Source organism: Gottschalkia purinilytica, from assembly GCF_001190785.1.
Classification (GTDB): Bacteria; Bacillota; Clostridia; order Tissierellales; family Gottschalkiaceae; genus Gottschalkia_A; species Gottschalkia_A purinilytica.
Map to the genome: position 1 here is coordinate 15,108 of NZ_LGSS01000006.1, position 20,484 is coordinate 35,591.

At 30.7% G+C, this 20,484-nt stretch carries 29 protein-coding genes; all 29 read left to right on the forward strand.

From position 1 onward, the window contains the following. Positions 1-11 precede the first annotated feature (11 nt). The 29 genes from CLPU_RS07580 to CLPU_RS07700 all read left to right on the forward strand — a co-directional run bounded on the left by CLPU_RS07580 (position 12) and on the right by CLPU_RS07700 (position 20,480). Positions 12-695: a DUF7168 domain-containing protein gene (locus tag CLPU_RS07580; RefSeq protein ID WP_082154149.1), complete on the forward strand. Its 684-nt coding sequence runs from the start codon at positions 12-14 to the stop codon at positions 693-695. A 90-nt stretch (positions 696-785) separates the two neighbouring features. Beyond that, positions 786-1,421 (forward strand): hypothetical protein, encoded by a 636-nt coding sequence (locus CLPU_RS07585; protein WP_050355061.1) that lies wholly within the window; start codon positions 786-788, stop codon positions 1,419-1,421. A 25-nt stretch (positions 1,422-1,446) separates the two neighbouring features. Continuing rightward, positions 1,447-1,608 (forward strand): hypothetical protein, encoded by a 162-nt coding sequence (locus CLPU_RS17210; RefSeq protein WP_157857711.1) that lies wholly within the window; start codon positions 1,447-1,449, stop codon positions 1,606-1,608. 101 nt (positions 1,609-1,709) lie between these two features. Continuing rightward, positions 1,710-1,880, forward strand: coding sequence for a hypothetical protein (locus CLPU_RS17215; protein WP_157857712.1), 171 nt, complete (start codon positions 1,710-1,712; stop codon positions 1,878-1,880). Positions 1,881-1,977: 97 nt separating this feature from the next. Beyond that, positions 1,978-2,676: a hypothetical protein gene (locus CLPU_RS07590; protein ID WP_050355062.1), complete on the forward strand. Its 699-nt coding sequence runs from the start codon at positions 1,978-1,980 to the stop codon at positions 2,674-2,676. A gap of 16 nt (positions 2,677-2,692) precedes the next feature. Then, on the forward strand, positions 2,693-3,862 hold the full coding sequence (locus CLPU_RS07595; protein WP_050355063.1) for a helix-turn-helix domain-containing protein: 1,170 nt from the start codon (positions 2,693-2,695) through the stop codon (positions 3,860-3,862). Positions 3,863-3,979: 117 nt separating this feature from the next. Then, on the forward strand, positions 3,980-4,432 hold the full coding sequence (locus tag CLPU_RS07600) for a hypothetical protein (protein ID WP_050355064.1): 453 nt from the start codon (positions 3,980-3,982) through the stop codon (positions 4,430-4,432). A 147-nt stretch (positions 4,433-4,579) separates the two neighbouring features. After that, positions 4,580-4,708, forward strand: coding sequence for a hypothetical protein (locus tag CLPU_RS18000; RefSeq protein WP_268760459.1), 129 nt, complete (start codon positions 4,580-4,582; stop codon positions 4,706-4,708). Then, positions 4,709-5,059, forward strand: coding sequence for a hypothetical protein (locus CLPU_RS07605; RefSeq protein ID WP_050355065.1), 351 nt, complete (start codon positions 4,709-4,711; stop codon positions 5,057-5,059). A gap of 9 nt (positions 5,060-5,068) precedes the next feature. After that, complete coding sequence (locus tag CLPU_RS07610) at positions 5,069-5,626, forward strand: tyrosine-type recombinase/integrase (RefSeq protein ID WP_050355066.1); 558 nt, start codon at positions 5,069-5,071, stop codon at positions 5,624-5,626. 403 nt (positions 5,627-6,029) lie between these two features. Continuing rightward, on the forward strand, positions 6,030-6,623 hold the full coding sequence (locus CLPU_RS17445; RefSeq protein WP_050355067.1) for a hypothetical protein: 594 nt from the start codon (positions 6,030-6,032) through the stop codon (positions 6,621-6,623). After that, on the forward strand, positions 6,595-8,421 hold the full coding sequence (locus CLPU_RS07620; protein ID WP_200898528.1) for a phage terminase large subunit family protein: 1,827 nt from the start codon (positions 6,595-6,597) through the stop codon (positions 8,419-8,421). The genes CLPU_RS17445 and CLPU_RS07620 overlap by 29 nt, the downstream gene beginning before the upstream one ends. Before the next feature lie 46 nt (positions 8,422-8,467). Then, a complete protein-coding gene (locus CLPU_RS07625; protein ID WP_082154137.1) occupies positions 8,468-8,710 on the forward strand; it encodes a DUF6148 family protein in 243 nt (80 codons plus the stop codon). 12 nt (positions 8,711-8,722) lie between these two features. Next, positions 8,723-10,267 (forward strand): phage portal protein, encoded by a 1,545-nt coding sequence (locus CLPU_RS07630; RefSeq protein ID WP_050355068.1) that lies wholly within the window; start codon positions 8,723-8,725, stop codon positions 10,265-10,267. Next, positions 10,248-11,342: a head maturation protease, ClpP-related gene (locus CLPU_RS07635; protein ID WP_050355069.1), complete on the forward strand. Its 1,095-nt coding sequence runs from the start codon at positions 10,248-10,250 to the stop codon at positions 11,340-11,342. The genes CLPU_RS07630 and CLPU_RS07635 overlap by 20 nt, the downstream gene beginning before the upstream one ends. An 11-nt stretch (positions 11,343-11,353) precedes the next feature. Continuing rightward, positions 11,354-11,710, forward strand: a complete 357-nt coding sequence (locus tag CLPU_RS07640; protein ID WP_050355070.1) for a head decoration protein — start codon at positions 11,354-11,356, stop codon at positions 11,708-11,710. 11 nt (positions 11,711-11,721) lie between these two features. Beyond that, complete coding sequence (locus CLPU_RS07645; protein WP_050355071.1) at positions 11,722-12,738, forward strand: major capsid protein; 1,017 nt, start codon at positions 11,722-11,724, stop codon at positions 12,736-12,738. A gap of 13 nt (positions 12,739-12,751) precedes the next feature. Further along, complete coding sequence (locus CLPU_RS07650) at positions 12,752-12,946, forward strand: DUF7210 family protein (protein ID WP_050355072.1); 195 nt, start codon at positions 12,752-12,754, stop codon at positions 12,944-12,946. Positions 12,947-12,963: 17 nt separating this feature from the next. Beyond that, the gene (locus CLPU_RS07655; protein ID WP_050355073.1) at positions 12,964-13,278 is read left to right on the forward strand and encodes a hypothetical protein; all 315 of its coding nucleotides are present in this window, start codon (positions 12,964-12,966) and stop codon (positions 13,276-13,278) included. 13 nt (positions 13,279-13,291) lie between these two features. Continuing rightward, the gene (locus CLPU_RS07660; protein ID WP_050355074.1) at positions 13,292-13,873 is read left to right on the forward strand and encodes a phage tail protein; all 582 of its coding nucleotides are present in this window, start codon (positions 13,292-13,294) and stop codon (positions 13,871-13,873) included. Then, complete coding sequence (locus tag CLPU_RS07665) at positions 13,873-14,391, forward strand: hypothetical protein (protein WP_050355075.1); 519 nt, start codon at positions 13,873-13,875, stop codon at positions 14,389-14,391. Before CLPU_RS07660 ends, CLPU_RS07665 begins: the two co-directional genes overlap by 1 nt. A gap of 13 nt (positions 14,392-14,404) precedes the next feature. Continuing rightward, positions 14,405-15,847 (forward strand): phage tail sheath family protein, encoded by a 1,443-nt coding sequence (locus CLPU_RS07670; protein WP_050355076.1) that lies wholly within the window; start codon positions 14,405-14,407, stop codon positions 15,845-15,847. Further along, positions 15,847-16,365, forward strand: coding sequence for a phage major tail tube protein (locus CLPU_RS07675; RefSeq protein ID WP_050355077.1), 519 nt, complete (start codon positions 15,847-15,849; stop codon positions 16,363-16,365). The genes CLPU_RS07670 and CLPU_RS07675 overlap by 1 nt, the downstream gene beginning before the upstream one ends. A gap of 46 nt (positions 16,366-16,411) precedes the next feature. Then, positions 16,412-16,720, forward strand: coding sequence for a hypothetical protein (locus CLPU_RS07680; protein WP_050355078.1), 309 nt, complete (start codon positions 16,412-16,414; stop codon positions 16,718-16,720). A 23-nt stretch (positions 16,721-16,743) separates the two neighbouring features. Next, complete coding sequence (locus CLPU_RS17220) at positions 16,744-16,881, forward strand: hypothetical protein (protein ID WP_157857713.1); 138 nt, start codon at positions 16,744-16,746, stop codon at positions 16,879-16,881. Continuing rightward, positions 16,881-19,127, forward strand: coding sequence for a tape measure protein (locus CLPU_RS07685; RefSeq protein WP_050355079.1), 2,247 nt, complete (start codon positions 16,881-16,883; stop codon positions 19,125-19,127). The genes CLPU_RS17220 and CLPU_RS07685 overlap by 1 nt, the downstream gene beginning before the upstream one ends. Before the next feature lie 5 nt (positions 19,128-19,132). Beyond that, the gene (locus CLPU_RS07690; RefSeq protein WP_050355080.1) at positions 19,133-19,360 is read left to right on the forward strand and encodes a tail protein X; all 228 of its coding nucleotides are present in this window, start codon (positions 19,133-19,135) and stop codon (positions 19,358-19,360) included. Continuing rightward, positions 19,360-20,280 (forward strand): phage late control D family protein, encoded by a 921-nt coding sequence (locus CLPU_RS07695; RefSeq protein ID WP_050355081.1) that lies wholly within the window; start codon positions 19,360-19,362, stop codon positions 20,278-20,280. Before CLPU_RS07690 ends, CLPU_RS07695 begins: the two co-directional genes overlap by 1 nt. Beyond that, entirely contained in the window at positions 20,280-20,480 is a 201-nt protein-coding gene (locus tag CLPU_RS07700) for a hypothetical protein (RefSeq protein WP_050355082.1), read from the forward strand. Before CLPU_RS07695 ends, CLPU_RS07700 begins: the two co-directional genes overlap by 1 nt. Positions 20,481-20,484: the final 4 nt, after the last annotated feature.

Genomic DNA, 20,484 nt, shown 5'->3' on the forward strand with positions numbered 1-20,484 from the left:
GGAACGGAGACTTGAAAGACATAATATCTAAAATAAAGAAGTTACTAAACTTAAGTAACAGTTCAAATGAAAATGAATCAGAGACAGCTCTATTAAAAGCCCAAGAGCTTTTGGTAAAGCATAAACTTTCATTAAAAGAAGTGGAACAGTTTGATGATAGTAATTCTAAAGTTATTACACAGAAAACGGATATAACTTTCAGATCGGCTAAATGGAAAGGGCAGCTTGCAAATTTAATAGCTGATAATTTTAGATGTTATAACTACTACAACACAAGATATACAAACGGAATAGTTCTTTTAGGAAAAGAAGAAGATGTAAAAATAGCAGAAATAGTTTTAAGCTATGCCATAGATAGCGTAGAAAGTACCTGTAAGAGATTAGCTTATAGATATAGAAAACAGGGCTATAGTACAAGAGGATTAACGAATGATTATGCGTTAGGATTTATTGAAGGATTAAGAAATAAATTTGAAGAGCAGAAAGCTAAAAATCAAGAATGGGGAATTATACTAGCTAAAGACATCGAGCTTAAAAATTCATATGAAAATATAAACTTTACAGGGTCTGTAAATATAACATCAAGATTAAAAGGTTTTTCTGAAGCTTATCATACAGGGATTGAGGATGGAAATAACTTTGATATTACAACCAGAGTTGAAAACAAAACAAAAGAAAAAGAACTAATAGGTTAATTATAAACTATGGTAATAGAGTGAAAGTATGAAAGTAAAAGAGTTATTTAATATACAAGCTTAAGTATTAAACATGAAAGGGGTAAAACAATGAAAACAACTAATACAGATGTATATGGGTTTGAACATGCCATAAGAGGAATGAGGAATCCTAAAGAAAGCTGGGGTAAGTCAGATAGCATTACATATGAATTCCAGCCAGGGCTATTTAAATTTAGCATAGGAAATGCAGATGCAGAATTATCGAAAAAGTTGGCTAAAGCAGGAACAGAGCATTGTAAACATTTAAGATTAATTCAAGTATGGTTTGACTTAGAAGCTCCACGTTATTTTTGGCAGGAATTCGATACGTATAGAAATGTTGAAAAGATTTCATGTTCTACTATGAATAAATTATTTGAAAGAGAATTAACGATAGAGGATTTTGAATTAAAAGATATTGAAGATTCTAAGTTACTAGATGTTTTACAGATTACAATAGATGAAATCAATGACTTAAGATATATCTATAAAAAGTCACCTGACGATGATTATTTAAGAAGAGCTAAAATATTATTACTAGAAAGCTTTATACAGAAGAGGACTATAAATACTAATTATCAGCAGCTGTTAAATATTTACAGACAGAGAAAGAACCACAGATTGCTACAATGGCAAGAGTTTTGTGAGTGGATAGAAGAGTTACCTTATTTTAAAGAGCTTACGGGGATAGAATATAAAAAATAATTAGACTCGATAATGGAGGGATAATATGAGCAATTTTCGTAATGAATTAAATGAAAATATAGATAAATTAGTAGAATCTACTGAAATAAATAAAATAGAGATCATAGAAAAAGGAATTGAGGTATGTGAGAAATACAAAAATGAGGTTGAAAACAACTGGAGCAGAAAAGGAACATATAAGAAATGAATAATATAGATAATTTATCAAATAGAAGAGTTGAAGAAGTTTTAAAAGATGTGGTTAGCATAATAGAAGGGATATAGAAGAAAATAACTAGGAGGAATAGTATGGAAAATAAAAAGGAGAAGCTTAGAAATAAGATAATAGAGTGTATGGATGGAGTATTGACATTAGCAGAGCAAAAAGGCAATCTAGATTATTTTAAGATAGAGATAAAGAATAGTAAAGGCCAACTACATTTAGAAAGTACGATACAGAATAGATCTAAAGTATATTAGTATGCAAATGAATTTAATTAAAAATAACCCCTATAGTTGACAAAATATTAGAAAAAGTATACTATATTAACTAATATATCATTACAGGGGTGAAGCAATGAATAGTAAGTTTTTAGAAATACATCGTGAAGAAATAGAGAAAGTTATAGATTATCAATCTTTTGAATACATAATCGATACAATTCAGAAAGGATATAAAGAATTTAAAGCTATAAAGCCAATGTTGGACGGAAAGGGAGATATCAAAACACATCAAGGTGCTGTAGGACATATGAGGAGTAAAAAGATAGATGATAGCTTTGTTAAGAACATGGATGAAGGTGCTAAAATTGGCTTTAATACTGATACGTTTAAAGCTGGATCAACAACGTTGCCAAGATTAACTAAAAAGAATGTAACGTTGACGACAAAGTATTGTAAATCAACTAGAGAAATCATATCAGATCCTTCAGGTTATATGAAAGACTTTGTGGTTAAAAACAAAGCTTTAGATTCGCAGCTATCGTTATTTGATTTCACTGATAATTGTGAAAAAACTTTAAAAGAATGTGAAGAAAACATAGAATATTATGGGATTATTACTTACTATTTCAACGAAGAAAGTTCATTAGAAAATGTAAATATCATATTCTTTGACAAACAAATTAAGAGCATTTTATTAGAATTAGAGGCACCAAAAGATTTATTAGAAAATCAAGGTATTGAAATTAACGAAGATGCTGAAAATAATGATAATAAAGATACTCTGAAAGATTATATGAAAGTAGTCAAAGAAAGTAAGGAGAAGATTAAATAGAAAAAGGTGAAAAATTATGGATGATGTTATAGATATAGCAGAATTATATATGAAAAATGAAGTAGAAAAAGTCATAGTAGGAGATAGAATAAAAGAAGCTAGAATTTATAGAGGTTTATCACAAACGGAATTAGCTGACGGTCTGGGGGTAACAAGACAGGCAGTATCAAAGTATGAAATGTCTAAGACATTACCATCATCAAGTATAGTGGCTAAACTACCTAGAGTTTTGAAGTTTCCAATAAGGTACTTCTTTAAAGAGAAAAACTTTAAAGAAAAAGAAAGTAGCATTACATATTTTAGAAGTAATGCAATTCCTAAAAAAACGAAGTCTCAGTTAGAGTATATGATAAAATTAATGGATTCCGAGATTGTTGATTTTTATTTAAAATATATACAGCTGCCTAAACTGAACATACCTAAACTAGAAGATATAGTAGAAGATGCAAAGTGTAATTATGATAGAGATGAAATAATGAAAATTTCAAAGTTACTTAGAGAACATTGGGGCTTAGGAGATAAACCTATATCAGACTTAGCTTACACTCTTCAAAAAAATGGTTTTATATTATCATCAATTAAAATAAATCAAGATAAAACAGATGGTTTCTCTCAATGGATAAACTCTATACCATATATAATTACTAGTTCAAATAAACAATCTGCGGTAAGAAATAGATATGATAATGCCCATGAACTTGGACATTTAATATTACATCGCAAGGTTGGGATAGAAGAACAAGCTAGCCCATCTATAGAAAGAGATGCAGATTATTTTGCTTCAGAATTCCTATATCCTAGTAACGTATTTATAAGAGAGATACAAGGGCTAGCAATAAGTTTAGAAACTTTCATATATTTAAAAGAAAAATGGGGAATTTCCATACAAGCAATAGTAAGAAAGTGTTTAGATTTGGAGATCATATCTGAAGATAAATATACTTACTTTCAAAAAAGAATAAGTGCTAAAGGTTGGCGTAAAAAAGAACCTTTAGATGGAATGATAAAGATAGAAGAGCCAAGTTTATTTAAAGATGCAACAGAGTTATTATTAGAAAATAATTCTATTACAAAGCAAGATATTTTAGGAGAGATTGACATGTTGCAAGAAGATATAATATCTTTATGTAATTTACCTAAAGATTTCTTTGACTCTGAATTATCGAATGTAATTAAGTTGTTTTAACTTATTATTAAATTATAAAACTAAATAAGTCCTACTGGACATACCAGCGGACACTTTAAGTTAAACCTTTAGGTTTAACTTAAAGTGTCTTTTGTATTTTAAAGGGGTGTAAAAGAGATGGAGAGAGATAACTATTACAAATCTGTAGAATCATTATTATATAATTATACTATGTTTAAGGCCAGTATAGAAAACATGGAAGCTGAGATAAAAGAGATAGAGATTGAAGATGGATTAAGATCACTTTCATATGAAAATGAAAAAACAAGCTGTACCAATGAAATTAACAGAAGTACTGAAAATATTGCTATAAGAAAAATAGAACATAAAGATTTATTAAAAAAGAGGATAGAAATAATAGATAGTAAGCTTAGAAGGTTAGATAATGCCATAAATGCATTAAATGAGCTTGAAAATAAAATAATAACCAAGAGGTATTTTGAAGGAAAGCAATGGTATATCATAGCGTATGAACTAAGTTACAATGAAAGATGGTGTAGACAAGTAAGGAAACAGGCTATATCAAAGTTAGCAATAGGATTATATGGAGATATAGAAGTCTTAAATTAAGATAGTTCTTACTTAGAGAGGAACAGCCGTTTTACTTCCGTTTTAATACCGATTTTTTTATAAAAAACATGTTAATATATTAGTATAGAAAGAAGTCAATTAAAGCTAATTGGCTTCTTTTTATTTTTTTGAAGGAAGTGAACAGAGATGAAGACTAATATTAAATGTAATAATTGTCATTGGATAAAAAGAATAGATGATAAAATCTATTGCTTATTACCTAGATGCTTAAAGCAATTAGGAAGTGTAAATAAAAAGATAGATAGGAGGGATTAGTTGAAATTAACAAAATTAACGGAAGATAAATTATTAAAAGCCATATATGACTTAAGCTTTATAAAAACTAAAATAGAAGAAGCTTTAAAGATGCAACATACTAGCTTTGAAGAAAGTATATGTAAAGAATATATAAAAGTACAAAATGTTGCAGAAGTAGCTAATATAATAAATAACAAAGGACATACAATTCAAAATAGAAAATTTATAGGCAAGGACATAAGTAACATTGTAAAGAATACAAAAGATAGCAGTATAGGTAAAATTGCAAAAGCATTATTTGATTATAATAACACATTACAAAATAAGAATAGAAGCTTAAGTAAACTAATAAAATCACTTAGAAATTAGGTGGGGCATATGAAAACAGATCCTATATTAGATTTAGAAATACTAAAAGATATAGCTGAATATTTAGAAACTAAAAATATAAGAGATAGTATATTACTATATATAGGAATATATACGGGACTTAGAATACAAGATGAACTAGAGTTAAGAATAAGAGATGTAAGAGATGAAAGAGGAAAGGTAAAGGATTGTATTATCGTAAATGAAGGTAAGACAAACAAGCCAAGAAGAATAGATATAAATAAGAAGTTAAAGAAGATGTTAGAAATATACATAAGAGGTAGACCAGGTTATGAATATATATTCTTATCAAGAGAAGGAACTAATAAACCTATATCTAGACAACAAGCATATAATATTTTAAGAAAAGCAGGAGAAACATTCGGTATAAGAATTTCGCCACATTCATTAAGAAAGACATTTGCTAGAAGATTATATGAGTTATCTAATGGAGATATAACTATACCAATGGAAGCTTTAAATCATACTACTCCAGAACAGACACGAAGGTATATAGGAATTATGGAAACAGTTATAAATAATTATATTCAAAAGCTAGACTTTTAAATAAAACGGAAGTCTATTTTTTTTATTTAATTAGTTTGACGTTTTCCATAGATGTAAAACTGATGTGCTAAAAAAACGTATATATAGAAGAAGACAAAAAATAATGTTAGTTTAACATTCTATCATTTTTGTATAACTCATAAGAAGAAGAAAAGAAAAATAAATAAGTAGAAAATGTAAAAAGAAAATAAAAAATAAAATAAGAAGTCTATTTTATAACTTAGTATATAAGCCATCTGTAAAAATAAATTTTTAAAAACATTTTTTGAAAATTAAAAAGTGAATGGGTCCTTCTGGAGGAAAAGGAAAGGCCGCGGGTACTGGCGAGCCCAAATTGTGCACAGTTATGAAAAAAAAATTATAGCCGTTTCCTTTGCCAATATTGCAGAGAAAGGGTGTGGATATGAGTAAAAATGTTACATCAGAAAAAGTTGAGGACATAAAATCCGTTACGGTTGCATCTAGCGTATTAGCAAATCTACTTTCTGTTACTGATAGAAGAATAAGAGATCTTGCACAAGAAGGAATAATAGTAAGAGTAAAGAAAGGTCGCTACGATCTAGCACAAAGTATAAAAAACTATATAGTTCACTTGAAAGCAAACAATGATATTAAAGAAGTAAAAAATGATAACTTAGATTTAGATACAGAAAGAGCATTGCATGAAATAGTAAAAAGAGAAAAAACAGAATTACAAGTTAAAGTAATGAAAGGTGAGCTACACTATGCAGAAGACGTAGAAAAAGTAATGACTGATATGTTAGCAAACTTTAGAAGTAAAATATTAGGGTTAGCTCCTAAATTAGCTCCTATGCTAGTATCTAGAAGCAACTTAACAGAAGTACAAGACATAATAAACAATGAATGTTTATTAGCACTTTCTGAATTAGCTGATTATGACCCTATACTTTTTTATAACGAGAAGTATATAGACTTTGAATTAGAAGAAGATACAAGTGGTGATGTAGTTGAAAAAAATAAAAATAAAGACTCTTAAGTTATTTGAAAGAATATCTAAAGTAATAGCACCACCACCTAAATTAACAATATCTGAGTGGGCCGATAACTATAGAATATTATCAGCAGAAAGTTCAGCAGAAAGTGGGAAATGGAGTACAGATAGGACACCATACCAACGAGAAATTATGGATGCAGTTAGTTATCCAGATACAGAAATAGTAGTAATAAAATCATCAGCACAAGTGGGAAAAACTGAAATAATAAATAATATAATAGCTTATCATATAGATTATGACCCAGCTCCAATAATGATGGTAATGCCAACTGAAGGATTAGCCAAAACATGGTCAAAAAAAAGACTTGCACCTATGTTAAGAGATACTCCAAGTCTTAGATGTAAAGTAAAAGAATCAAAAACAAGAGATGCAGACAATACTATACTAGAGAAAGGATTCCCAGGTGGATATATAGCGATGGTAGGAGCTAATTCACCAACTGGCTTAAGTTCAAGGCCTATAAGAATACTTTTAGCAGATGAAGTAGATCGTTTCCCTACTACAGCAGGAGATGAAGGAGATCCTTTAGCACTTGCTGAAAAAAGAACAGCAACGTTTTGGAATAGAAAGAAAGTCTTTGTATCTACTCCTACTATCAAAGGAATATCAAGAATAGCTAAAGAATATGAAGATACTACACAAGAGCAATGGTGTATTAGATGTCCAGTATGTGGTAAATTTCAGCCTTATGAATGGTCCAGGATAAAGTTTGAGAATGTTACTATGGAGTGTAAGTTTTGTAAGGAAGAATTAACAGAGTATGAATGGAAGGCTCAGCCAGGTAAATGGATTTCACAGTTAGAGGATCAAAAGAATCTAAGTAAAAAGAAAAGAGGTTTTCACTTAAATGCTTTAGCTTCACCTTGGGAACGTTGGGAAAGCATCATAGACGCCTTTAAAGATGCTAAAAAAGACAAAGAAGAACTTAAGACATGGGTTAATACTTATTTAGGAGAAGAGTGGGAAGACAACGAAGGAGAAGGGGCAGATTATGAAGTACTCTTCAAACGTAGAGAAACTTATAATTGTCAAGTTACTGATGATGTACTCTTACTTACAGCTGGAGTTGACGTTCAAGACGACAGACTTGAAATAGAAGTTGTAGGCTGGGGTTATGGTAAAGAAAGCTGGGGAATACAGTATAAAAAGCTATATGGAGATTTGGAACAATCTCATATTTGGAATGAACTAGATAAATATTTAGATAGTGAGTTTTATTATAGTGATGGAACTCCTATAAAAGTCATGTGCACTTGTATAGATAGTGGTGGTCACTTTACTACTGAAGTATATAGATTTGTTAAAGGCAAAGAAAATCGAAGGATATTTGCTATAAAAGGCCAAGGTGGAACAGGAAAACCACTAATAGGTAAACCTTCAAGAAATAACAGAGAAAAAGTTTACTTGTTTCCTTTAGGTGTTGATACTGGAAAAGAGAGTATATATGCAAGATTGAATCTTGATGAGGAAGGACCAGGATACTGTCATTTCCCTTTTGAAGAAGATAGAGGATATAGCTTAGATTACTTTAAAAGTCTATGTTCAGAAAAAAGAGTACTAAAATATCAAAGAGGTGTAGCAAGTTTTAGATGGATACAAAAGTATAAGAGAAATGAAGGTCTTGACTTAAGAAACTATGCTACTGCTGCTATGCAAATACTAAACCCAAACTTTGAGGAATTAAGAAAGATGAAAGGTCAAGTAGATACAGTAACTCAAAAATCTACAAGTACAGTTAAGAAGAGAAAGAAAAAAAGAATAGTTTCAAAAGGAATATAACTACTATAGGTAGTTATTTTTTATTGTAAGGAAAGTAGGTGTTGTAGTGTCAATTATAACTAAAGAAAGAGTTAGAGAACATTTAGAAGCATGGTTAAATGCAGAGCTAGCAGTTACTACAGGTCAAAGTTACAGTATTGGTTCAAGACAACTTACAAGAGCAAATATAAGTGAAATAAGAAAACAAATAGACTACTGGGAAAATAGATTAAAGGCTTTAGAACTACAAGATCAAGGTAAAAAAACAAGTAAAAGAAGAATAGTAGGAATAATACCTAGAGATTTCTAGGAGGTGATAAGTGTGAATTTTTTGGATAAAGCAATAGGGGTAGTTGCTCCTAGAATTGCTTTGAAAAGAACGATAGCCAGAAAACGAATGAACTTTATAAATACAGGATATAGTCATCATGGTGCAAGTACAACTAAAAAGAGTCTTAGGGGTTGGAATAGTTCTGGTGGGAGTACAAAAGAAGATATAGACGATAATCTTGAAAAGTTAAGAGAAAGATCTAGAGATTTATATATGGGAGCACCAATAGCTACAGGAGCAATCAAGACTTTACGGACTAATGTAGTAGGTGCAGGACTTAAGTTAAAGTCTCAGATCGATTATAAATACTTAGGACTTACAGAAGATGAAGCAGCAGAATGGGAAGGGAATGTTGAAAGAGAATTTTCACTATGGGCTGAAAGTTTGAATTGTGACACCCAAAGAATGAATGATTTTTATGAACTTCAGCAACTAGCTTTTTTGTCCCAACTTATGAATGGCGAGTGTTTTGCATTATTGCCAATGATAAAAAGAAAAGATATGCCTTATGATTTAAGAATAATGCTTATAGAAGCTGATAGAGTATGTGATCCAGATAAAAAGGATCCAACTAAATTAATAATAAACGGGGTAGAAGTTGGAGACTTTGGTGAAGTAATGGCCTATCATTTATTAAACAAACATCCCTTAGAAAGGACATTTGGTAAAAAAGAGTGGAAACGTATAGAAAAGTTTGGTAGAAAATCAGGAAGATTAAATATGATACACCTGATGGAAAGTGAAAGGATAGAACAAAGAAGAGGAATACCTATTTTAGCACCAGTTATAGAATGTTTAAAGCAACTTTCTAGATATACAGAAGCTGAACTTATGGCAGCAGTTATTAGTGGGATGTTTACAGTCTTTATTGAAAATCCAGGAAGTGTAGATATAGATGAACCCATGTTTGGAGAAATGATAAGTAAAGATCAAAGTGTAGTAGAAGAAAGTGAAGAAGATATAAACTATGAACTAGCTCCTGGTGCAATAATCGAACTTGGAGAAGGACAGAAGGCTAATGCTACTAATCCAGGTAGACCAAATACTGCCTTTGATGGTTTCATAACTTCAATATGTAGACAAATAGGAGTAGCATTAGAAATTCCTTACGAATTACTAGTAAAACATTTTACTTCTTCCTATTCAGCAAGTAGAGCAGCACTTTTAGAAGCTTGGAAGATGTTTAGAATGAGAAGAGCTTGGTTAGCAAAGGACTTTTGTCAGCCAGTTTATGAAGAATGGCTATGTGAAGCTGTAGCGAAAGAAAGAGTTTTAGCACCAGGATTTTTTACAGATCCAATGGTTAGAAAGGCTTATTCAGGAGCACAATGGAACGGTCCTAGTCAAGGACAGATAGATCCTTATAAGGAAGTTCTAGCAGCAGAAAAAAGAGTTTCTAATGGATTTAGTACGAGAACAAAAGAAACTATGGAGCTTACTGGGGAAGATTTCTATAAGAATATAAGACAAAGAGCTAGAGAAGAAGAATTAATGATGAAAGGAGGACTATTAGAAGATGAAGTTTTGGAAGATTAAAAACATAACAGAAGATAAAGGAGAACTTCTACTATATGGAGATATATCTGAAGTTTCTTGGTGGGGAGATGAAGTAACTCCTAAGCAATTTGCGGAGGATTTAAAGAATTTGGGAAATGTATCTGAAATAGATGTACGAATAAATTCTATGGGTGGAGATGTATTCGCTGCAACTACTATAGCTAGTTTATTAAGAGCAAATAATGCAAAGATAAATATTTATATAGATGGAATGGCTGCAAGTGCAGCTACTATAGTTGCAATGGCAGGAGATAAAATATTTATGCCTGAAAACTCTATGATGATGATACATGATCCTTTAGTAGGTCTAATGGGATATTATAACACGAAGGATTTTAAAGAATTTACAGAGGTTTTAGATAAAATAAAAGAATCTATTTTAGTAGGATATGAAGCTAAAACAAAAAAGACCAAAGAGGAATTATCACAAATGATGTCAGATGAAACTTGGTTGACAGCTAGTGAAGCTGTAGAGCATGGTTTTGCTGATGAAATAATATCTTTAACAGTGGATTTAGATATTGAAAATAAGGGAAATTCAAAATTTATGATAGTAAATAAGCTTAAATTTGATATTTCTAACTATAAAAACATTCCACAAATAACACCTATAAGTGTGGATAAAGAGAATAAAAACGCTCATAAGTGTGTAAAGAATATACACTTTGATATAAAAAATAATAAAAAGGAGGAAAAGATATTGGATTTAAAAGACTTACAGGAAAAGTATCCAGATATATATAATCAGGTATACGAAAAGGGAGTAAAGGATGAAAGGGAAAGAATAAAAGAAATAGAGAATATAGCTCCTAAAGGCTTTGAAAATTTAGTAAGAAAAGCTAAGTTTGAAAATGTAATTTCAGCCGAAAAATTAGCAATGAATATAGTTAAATCTCAGAAAAACTCAGGTAAAAAATATCTAGATGAAGTTGAAGAAGATACTGAAGAGCTAGAAGAAATAGAACCTTCAGAAGAAGAAACAGAAGAAAAAAAGGAAGAAGAGGTTACAAACTCCCTTAAAAATGCACTTAAAAAAATAAGAAATAGAAGATAGGAGGTAATATTATGGCAACAGATATATTAGATGAATTTAAGCCAGATGGACTTATAGTAGACACAAGGATATCAGCTTTACCAAAGGAAATAAAAATACAAAAAGGTCAAGGATTACTACTAAGAGGAACAGTTCTAGGCAAGATAAAAGAAAATAATTTATGTGTAATACTGGATTCTACTAAAACAGATGGAAGTCAAGAACCTTACTGCGTTTTAGCTGATGATGTAGAGACAGAAGTAAAAGATGTAGTTTCTACAGGATATTTTACAGGAATATTTGATAAAAGTTCTTTAATATTTGGTGGATCAGATACGGTAGATATACATGAAGATAAACTTAGAAAGTTAAACATACATGTTAAATAGGAGGTAATAAGATGAATATATACAATACTAGAACGATGCTCGAAGCAATAGAGCAAAGTAAAAGACCATTTTCTTTTTTAAAGGATACATTCTTTCCCAATATTGAAACTTCTGTATCAGAACAAATAGATGTAGATTTCAAAAAAGGAAAAAGGGAAATGGCTCCATATGTTTCACCAAGGGTTGGAGGAAAAGTTTTAAAGAGACAAGGATTTGTAACTAAAACATACAAAGTTCCAAAAGTAGCTCCAGAAAGACTATTAACTGTAGATGATGTAACTAAAAGAGGACTAGGAGAAAATATATATAGTCCTAAAAGTCCTGATGAAAGAGCAGTAGAACTTTTAGCAAAAGATATAGATGAATTAGATGACTCTATTGTAAGGAGAGAAGAATGGTCTTGTAGAGAAGTAATGTTTAATGGAAAACTGATAATGAAAGGTGAAGGGATAGAGCAAGAAGTAGACTATAACTTTACTAATAATATAACACTTACTGGAACCGATAAGTGGAATGATCCAGCATCTGATCCTATACAAGATTTAAAAAGTGCTAGAAGACAAATAATACAAAAAACTGGAGTAGCTCCAAATATAGTTGTATTAAGTAGTGATGCATCAGATGCATTTTTAGCAAATGAAAAAGTACAAGAGTACTTTGATAAAAGAAATATTATGATAGGAACTATGGAGCCTTCAATAAAAGATGGAGCAGTAACATTTATAGGATATATAAATATGTTAGGAATGGAGCTCTATTCCTATGACGAGTGGTTCGAAGATGATGAAGGTAATGAACAACCTATAATTCCTTCAGGTAAAGTATTAGTTGCAACAAGAGGAGTTAATAGAATGGCTTATGGAGCAGTAACACAGATAGAACAAGGCCAACACGTGACATATGAAGCCACTAGAGTTCCAAAAGTTTGGGATGATGAAAATAACGATATAAAAAATATAAGAGTTAGTTCAAGACCTTTACCTATTCCAGCAGATGTAGACGGATGGGCTGTACTAAATGTATTATAGGAGTGATGTATAAGTGGATATAGTTATTATAAAAGGTACTATAAAGCATAGTGGCGAGTTTTATGGCGAGGGAGAAGTAATAACTGGTATGAAAAAAGAAGAAGCTGAAAGACTTGCAAAAGAAGGATTAATTTCAATACTAGAAGAAGAAAAGGAGAGTCCCAAAAGAAAAGCTAAGAAAGCAGATAGTGAGGAAGATGAGGAATAGAAGGGAATGGAGTTGTTATGAATTTCAAAGAACAGTTAAGTAAGGACATCAATGATGTCTTTTTTAATTTAAATGAATTTTCTGAAATACACACTATTGGACGTAGTCAAGTAGAAATTATAGTTGATAGTGACAAACTACAAGATAGATCTAAAAAAGAATATGATGGAATACATGTAGGAGATATCCTTTATTTTATAAAAGAAGAAGATTTAATTAAAACGCCTAAACCAGGAGATGTACAGTTATTTGATAATAGACCTTGTGTTGTCTTTGATATAAGAAAAGATAAAGGATTATATGAGATTATATTAAAATTAAATTCAAATTAACTAAGGTGAATATATGGGAAAATTATATATTGATACTAAAGAGTTAAAAAAAATAGCTTTTAGACTTAGAGATGTTCCAAAACAAATACCAGGAGCAACTGCTTCAGCTTTAAATAGAACATTAACTCATACAGCAACAAAAATGGATAGAGAAGTAAGAAATGAATATGCCATAAAATCTACAGATGTAAAAAAAACCATAAGAAAGTATAAAGCTAGTAAATCAAAATTATATGCTCGTATTGAATCAAAAGGGGGAACTATCTCCCTTTCTAAATTTCCTCATAGTCCTAAAAAATATAATAAAAGAGCTAAGAATGTAAAGGTAAAAGTAAAACAATCAGGACAGAAAGTTATAAATACACAACCAAAAGCATTTGTACAAAATATTAATGGTGCAACAAATATTTGGAGAAGAAAGAATCGAAATAGAAATTCAATTATAGTTTTAAGAACATTATCAGTACCACAAATGATTTCAAATAAAAAAACTATGAAGAAAATTAAAAAGGCAGCTCACGACAAATTAAAAGAAAGAGTTAATCATGAAATAGATTGGAGATTAGGAAAACTAACAGCCAAAGGTGGTAAGTAATGACTGAAAATAAAATATTAGAAAACATTAAAGAGTTTTTAGAAAAAGAAATTTGTAGTAAATTCAAGTTAGAATTACCAAACAATAATGGATTACTTGATGAAGACTACAAGTTGGTAAATCCAGCAGTGTATATAGGTTGGATACCTCCTAAGAATTATTTAGATAACTATGGATATGATGTACCAGCTTTAATAGTTATGTCTGATGGTGGAGAAGATTTAGGAGAAAGTTCTAATCTAAATATTAGAATTGGTATTGTAACATATGATCCAGGATTAAGTTCAGAGGAAACAATACCTAACTTTAAAGGATATAAAGACTTACTTAATATAATATCAAGAATCAGAATTGAACTATCTAACTTATCCAGTATCGAGAAAATTGGAGCAGTAGAAAGACCTATAAAATGGGGAATGTATGAGGAACAAACATATCCTTACTGGCATGGATGGATTACATTCCAAGTTTCAACAGCATCATTAAATTACTTAGATTTAGAACAAAAATATTTATAAAGGTGGTGGAAATATGAACTATAGACATGGTGCATATGGAGAGATAATTCCTAGTAGAGAAAAGATACTATATTCAAAGGGAGGAATTCCTGTATATATAGGAACTGCTCCTGTACAAAGAGTGCATAATAGTTCAGATATGGTTAATAAACCAATACTAATAAAAAATTATGATGAGGCAACTAACTTTTTAGGATGTATGACTTCAGACAATTTTGATGATTTCACTTTATCAGCTGTTGCTTATGCACATTTTAAGAACAAGGTAAAGCCTATAGGACCTATTGTAGTTATAAATGTATTAGATCCTAGCAAACATAGAAAGAAAACAAGTGAAAAGGCTTCAATTACACTTATAAATGGCAAGGGATATATAGAAGAATATGCAGTAATAGAAACTGTAAAGATAGAAGGAAAAGAGAGAAATGTTGACTATAAACTAAAATATACAATAGATGGTAAGATTGAAATTATAAGCATAGAGGATAAACTAGAATCACCTTTTGAAGTTAGCTATACAAAAGTGGATGCAACATTAGTTACTGATGATGATATTATCGGAGCATATAACTTTGAAACAGAGACTAGAACAGGAATATCATGTGTACAGACCATATATGATGAATTGAATATAGTACCAGCTATACTTAGTGCTCCAGGTTGGAATCATAAACCTAAAGTAGCTAGGAGTCTTGAATCGGCTTGTCATAAAATAGGGGGACATTGGGACGCCATTTGTGTTACTGATATAGAACCAAGCTTAAAAACTCTAGATGATGCTATAAAGTGGAAGCAAGATCAACAATATAATTCAATTAGAAACAAGCCTTGTTTTCCAAAAGTAAAAATAGAAGATAGAGAGATATGGCTATCTATACTAGCAATAGTAAGAATGCAACAAACAGACTATACAAATGATGGAATACCTTATGAGACTCCTTCAAATAAGCAAATAGATGCTTCAGGATTAATTTTAGGAAAAAGAGAAATTAAAATTAATGCTGAACAAGGTAATAAACTAAATGAAGTAGGGATAACAACAGCTATCTTCTGGGGTGGTAAATGGGTATTGTGGGGTCCTCATATGGGAAATTATGAATATGGAGTTACAAGTAAACCAGAAGAAGTATTTGATGTAAACATAAGAACCAATATATATTTAACTAATGATTTTCAGCTTAGAAATGCAGAGTTGGTAGATACTCCTATAGCTAGAAATGATATTGATGATATATTAAACACAGAACAGTTAAGACTTAACTCACTAAAATCAGAAGGAAAGATTCTATATGGAAATATAGAATTCATACCTGATAATAACCCAACAAATGACCTTATAAATGGCAACTTTGTATTTGATACACAAGTTACAAATACACCACCTGGAAAGTCTTTAACTAATAGAGTTCAGTATACAACTGAGGGATTTGAAACTTTTGCAGGAGGTGAAGAGTAATGCCTAAATTAGGAAATAAAGTAGTTAACTATTCTATTTATGCTAGAGAAAATAATACACCTGTTAAAATTGACGATACCACATCAGTACAGTTACCTAGTATTGAAATGCTAACAGATACTATTAAGGGTGCTGGGATAATGGGGGAAATTGACTATCCAACATTTTTTCAACCAGGATCAATGTCTTTAGAAATAAACATAAGAGTATCTGGAGAAAAACTAGGACTGTTAGCTTCAGCTCAAAGTATTGAAGTAAGATGGATAACAGATGTATTTGACACAAATGATATAAAAGTAGGAGTTGATTCTCATAAAGCATTTATGAAATGTACTCCTAAAAAACTAGAAGAGGGTAAACTAGAACCAGGTTCACCACAGGATGGATCGTTCGAGTATGAAGTATTTACCTATAAGAGAATAACAAATGGTAAAGAAATTCTTAACATAGACAAATTCAATAACATATTTGCTATAAACGGAAAGAATGTTATGCAAGATGTTCAAGCATTTCTATAAGATAGAGATGCTTGTTTTTTATTTTAAACTTTAAGGAGGATATAAAATGCAAGAATTAAAACTTTCAAAAGCAATTAATATAAATGGAGAAAAAACAAATTCAATACAATATGATTTAGATAATTTGACAGGAGAATCAATAGAAAATGCAGTAAAGGAGATGGCTAAAATAGGATACGTTTCTACAGTTCAAGAAGTAGATTCTATACTACATGCACATATATTCGCAGAAGCTTCAGGATTAGACTATCAAGATATGAAAAGATTAGGAGCTAAAGATTATATTAAAGCGACAGGTATTATAAGAAATTTTTTCTTAGAAGATGTGGAGGATTCCCATCAAGACAATATATAAGAACAATAGTAGCACAGATAACTTTGGAAACTTCAAATAGCAGAAAAGATTGCTTACAGATGCCTTTAGCAGACTTAATAGAATATTATGAGGACTTAGCAAATGAAGTTGAAAGAAAGAATAAAGAGTATGAAAAGTCCATAAAGGGCGTGAATTATTAATGTCTAGAGAATTTAAAACTAACGTTATTATTGGTGGAAAACTAAGTCCAAGTTTAAAAAGTGCTTTTGATGTATCTGCAAAGTATGCTAATAAGACTTCAAGTGTAATAAGTAGTGCTAATAATAGAGCTGCTTTGGCTACACAAAAGTTAAGTGAAAGAATGTCTAATATAAGTGGTGTTATAAAAAAAGTTGCTGTTACAGGAGCTGCACTAGGAGGAGCAATAGGAGCTAAAACAATGCTTGAACAGGCATCAAGCCTAGAGCAATATAAAAATACATTAAATGTTGTGATGAAAGATCAAAAGAAGGCAGGAGAAATTTTTAAATGGGCAGTAGACTTTGCAAATAAAACACCATATGAAACAGATGAGATAGTTCAAGCGACTGTAAAGCTACAGTCATATGGATTAGAAGCCAAAAAGGTTATGGGAATAACAGGTGATATGGCAGCAGCTATGGGAAAGGATATAGATCAGGCCGTAGAAGCTATTGCAGATGCTCAGACTGGAGAACTTGAAAGACTTAAAGAATTTGGTATTACCAAAGAAATGATAGTTAAACAGGCTGGAGAAAAGCTGAAAGGAATTGAGGTAGTAAACAATAAGGGACAAATAACAAACCAAAGAGCCTTTAATTTAGCCTTATTTAGTCTTATGAAAGATAGATATGAAGGAAGTATGGAAATACAGTCTAAAACGTTTAAAGGTTTAACATCTACTATATCAGGTATAATGAAAAATGGTTTAGCTCAAATTGCTGGAATATCTGAAACAGGTGAAATAATAGATAATAGTGCTTTTGATATAGCAAAAAAGAAAGTTGAAAAGCTATCGGAAACTATTTCTAAGATGCAAGAAAATGGAACTTTTGAAAAGATACAAAAGAAAGTAGCTGAATTCGTATCAAAAGGAATGGATAAGCTAGATGAAATAATACCTAAGATAATAGAATTTGGAAAGTTTGTTATAGACAATGGACCACAAATAGTAAGTGCAATAAAATTAATTGGTGGTGCATTTTTAGCTTTTAAAACTGTAAATACCATAAATAAAGGAGTAACTGGATTAATTGATTTTGGAAAAAATGCCAAGGATACGTATGACACAGTAAAAGTCTTATCAATGTATGGAAAAGATCACATATTAAAGTTCGGTCAGTCTATACCTAAAATTATGAGTCCTGTTGGTTCAGGTCTTACAAAAGTAATGAGTACAGCAGGTACAGGAGTAACTAAAGCTGTTAGTTTTGTAGGTTCAGGTATAGGAAAAATAGCTAGTTTAGCAGGAACAGGTATTTCTAAAGCTACTAGTTTTGTTGTTACAGGAGCTCCTAAGCTAATGAGTGCAGTAGGTACAGGAATATCTAGTGCATTAAGCTTTGTAGGGACTGGAATTATGAGTGTAGTAAGCACAATTGGAAGTGGAATAGCTAGTGCAATAACTTTCTTAATGTCTCCAATGGGATTAATAATAATAGCTATTGTAGCTATAGTAGCAGCATTATACTATCTATGGACCAACTGGGATGCTATATCAAAAACATTAGTTAGCGTGTGGCAAAACTATGTATTACCTTTCTTTCAAGGAATAGGTGGATTTTTTACTAGTATATTTAATGGCGTGCTAGGTGTATTTAAAGGAGTTATAAACTGGATTATAGGGGGAATAAATACTGTTATAAATGCCGTAAACGGAATTAACTTTACAGTACCTGATTGGGTTCCTGGCGTAGGTGGCCAAAAATTTGGAATCAATATCCCAAATGTCCCTACGTTTGCTAAAGGTGGTATAGCTAATCAAGCATCTATATTCGGTGAAGCTGGACCAGAAATGGCAATTCCTTTAAAGAAAAATAATCCTAGAAGTGTAGCACTTCTTGAACAAACAGCTAGAATTTTAGGAGTATATCCTAAGGAAACTAGTCAATCTATAACGGATAGTAAATTGCAAAAAGTACCTTTGTTACAACAACAAGCCATTAATGGTTTAGATTTAAAGCAAGAAGCACCTAGATTAACAGCAAAGCAACCTAGAATTATCTCTAAACAAGAGATACAACAATCAAGAGAAAAAGATAATAGTAACCAAAGATATAGAGAGATAAACATTAATTATAATCCACAAATTCCTAGTGGAACTACTCAAGAGGTTAAAGACTACATTAAATCAAACTATGAAGAATTCAAAGATTACTTTGAAAAGCTTATTAATGATAAAGATAGATTTAGTTTCGGAGAGGGGTAAATACTTTGAATAACTATGATGATTACTATGACTATGAAACAATTAACGGAGATACCTGGGATACTATATCGCTAGATTTTTACGATGATGAAGGATATTCCACTGAAATAATGAATGAAAATCCTAAATATATAAAAGTTATTATATTTGATACAGGAGTAAAATTAAAAATTCCTGTAATAGAAGAAGAATCTAAGAGTACATTGCCCCCTTGGAAAAGGAATGATGAATAATGCAGTTGATATATAAAGATACAGATATAACAAATGAAGTAGATATTATAATAGCAAACTTAGTAGACAATGCTGGAGGAAAAGCAGATAGTGTAGAAATACTACTAGGTGATTCTAAAAAGTATTGGAGACAATGGAATCCACAGAAAAATGATGAAATAATAATAAGAAAAGATGGATTTGATTCAGGGGTTATGTTTATAGATGAATTATATATAGAAAATAGTAAATTTAGAATAAATGCATTATCAACCCCTTTAGATGCTAAGACTAAAAAAACTAGATCATGGGAAAATATTAGATTTAAAAAATTAGCTTATGATATAGCAAGAGATATAGGTTTTACTTTAGAAACATATGGAGTAGAAGACTGGCTTTATGATCGTGTGGATCAAGTTGAAAAGGTAAATTTAGAGTTTTTAAATGAAAGATGTATTTTAGAAGGATATTGCTTAAAGGTAACAGATGAAAAACTAGTTATATATGATGAAAGAAAGCTGGAGAATATGTCTCCAGCTTTAACTATAACTGAAAATATCTTAATAGGACCTTATAACTTTAAAACAGTAAATAATAAAACTTACTCGTCATGTTTAATTAGGCACTTAAAAGAACATGAAGTAATTGAATATAGATATGATGATTTAAACATATATGGACCTACTTTGAAACCTAACATTAGAGTATCAAATTTAGGTGAAGCTGAAAGATATTCCAAAAATTTATTAAGAAATGCAAATAAAAAAGAATTTCAAGGTAGGTTCTATATAAAGCTTGATACATCAGTATCAGCAGGTAGTATAGTTGAGATAAAAGACATGGGTAGTTTCAATGGCAACTACATTATAGATAGTATTACTTACTATTTAACACAGGGAAAATCACTACTTAATGTTAGAAAGATTTTGGAGGAATATTAATGACAAGGCAAGGGCGTGTATCCACTATAGATAATATAAATAGAATAGCCAGAGTAGAGTTTCCTGAACTTGATAGAGAAGTAACCTATGAAATAAAAATAGCTGAACATGTTGGAGAATTGCATGTTGGTAATATTGTTTTAGTTACGTTTTGGTCAGGTAATATAACAGATGGTGCTATTATAGCAGAATTGAGGTGATTAA

Bases quoted from the DNA above. Each gene is read 5' to 3' on its own strand.
- CLPU_RS18000 (WP_268760459.1), top strand. From the start codon at position 4,580: ATGAAGACTAATATTAAATGTAATAATTGTCATTGGATAAAAAGAATA.
- CLPU_RS17445 (WP_050355067.1), top strand. From the start codon at position 6,030: ATGAGTAAAAATGTTACATCAGAAAAAGTTGAGGACATAAAATCCGTT.
- CLPU_RS17210 (WP_157857711.1), top strand. From the start codon at position 1,447: ATGAGCAATTTTCGTAATGAATTAAATGAAAATATAGATAAATTAGTA.
- CLPU_RS07660 (WP_050355074.1), top strand. From the start codon at position 13,292: ATGGGAAAATTATATATTGATACTAAAGAGTTAAAAAAAATAGCTTTT.
- CLPU_RS07670 (WP_050355076.1), top strand. From the start codon at position 14,405: ATGAACTATAGACATGGTGCATATGGAGAGATAATTCCTAGTAGAGAA.
- CLPU_RS07610 (WP_050355066.1), top strand. From the start codon at position 5,069: ATGAAAACAGATCCTATATTAGATTTAGAAATACTAAAAGATATAGCT.
- CLPU_RS07590 (WP_050355062.1), top strand. From the start codon at position 1,978: ATGAATAGTAAGTTTTTAGAAATACATCGTGAAGAAATAGAGAAAGTT.
- CLPU_RS07600 (WP_050355064.1), top strand. From the start codon at position 3,980: ATGGAGAGAGATAACTATTACAAATCTGTAGAATCATTATTATATAAT.
- CLPU_RS07665 (WP_050355075.1), top strand. From the start codon at position 13,873: ATGACTGAAAATAAAATATTAGAAAACATTAAAGAGTTTTTAGAAAAA.
- CLPU_RS07700 (WP_050355082.1), top strand. From the start codon at position 20,280: ATGACAAGGCAAGGGCGTGTATCCACTATAGATAATATAAATAGAATA.
- CLPU_RS07635 (WP_050355069.1), top strand. From the start codon at position 10,248: ATGAAGTTTTGGAAGATTAAAAACATAACAGAAGATAAAGGAGAACTT.
- CLPU_RS17215 (WP_157857712.1), top strand. From the start codon at position 1,710: ATGGAAAATAAAAAGGAGAAGCTTAGAAATAAGATAATAGAGTGTATG.
- CLPU_RS07645 (WP_050355071.1), top strand. From the start codon at position 11,722: ATGAATATATACAATACTAGAACGATGCTCGAAGCAATAGAGCAAAGT.
- CLPU_RS07585 (WP_050355061.1), top strand. From the start codon at position 786: ATGAAAACAACTAATACAGATGTATATGGGTTTGAACATGCCATAAGA.
- CLPU_RS07675 (WP_050355077.1), top strand. From the start codon at position 15,847: ATGCCTAAATTAGGAAATAAAGTAGTTAACTATTCTATTTATGCTAGA.
- CLPU_RS07595 (WP_050355063.1), top strand. From the start codon at position 2,693: ATGGATGATGTTATAGATATAGCAGAATTATATATGAAAAATGAAGTA.
- CLPU_RS07685 (WP_050355079.1), top strand. From the start codon at position 16,881: ATGTCTAGAGAATTTAAAACTAACGTTATTATTGGTGGAAAACTAAGT.
- CLPU_RS07695 (WP_050355081.1), top strand. From the start codon at position 19,360: ATGCAGTTGATATATAAAGATACAGATATAACAAATGAAGTAGATATT.
- CLPU_RS07640 (WP_050355070.1), top strand. From the start codon at position 11,354: ATGGCAACAGATATATTAGATGAATTTAAGCCAGATGGACTTATAGTA.
- CLPU_RS07680 (WP_050355078.1), top strand. From the start codon at position 16,412: ATGCAAGAATTAAAACTTTCAAAAGCAATTAATATAAATGGAGAAAAA.
- CLPU_RS07655 (WP_050355073.1), top strand. From the start codon at position 12,964: ATGAATTTCAAAGAACAGTTAAGTAAGGACATCAATGATGTCTTTTTT.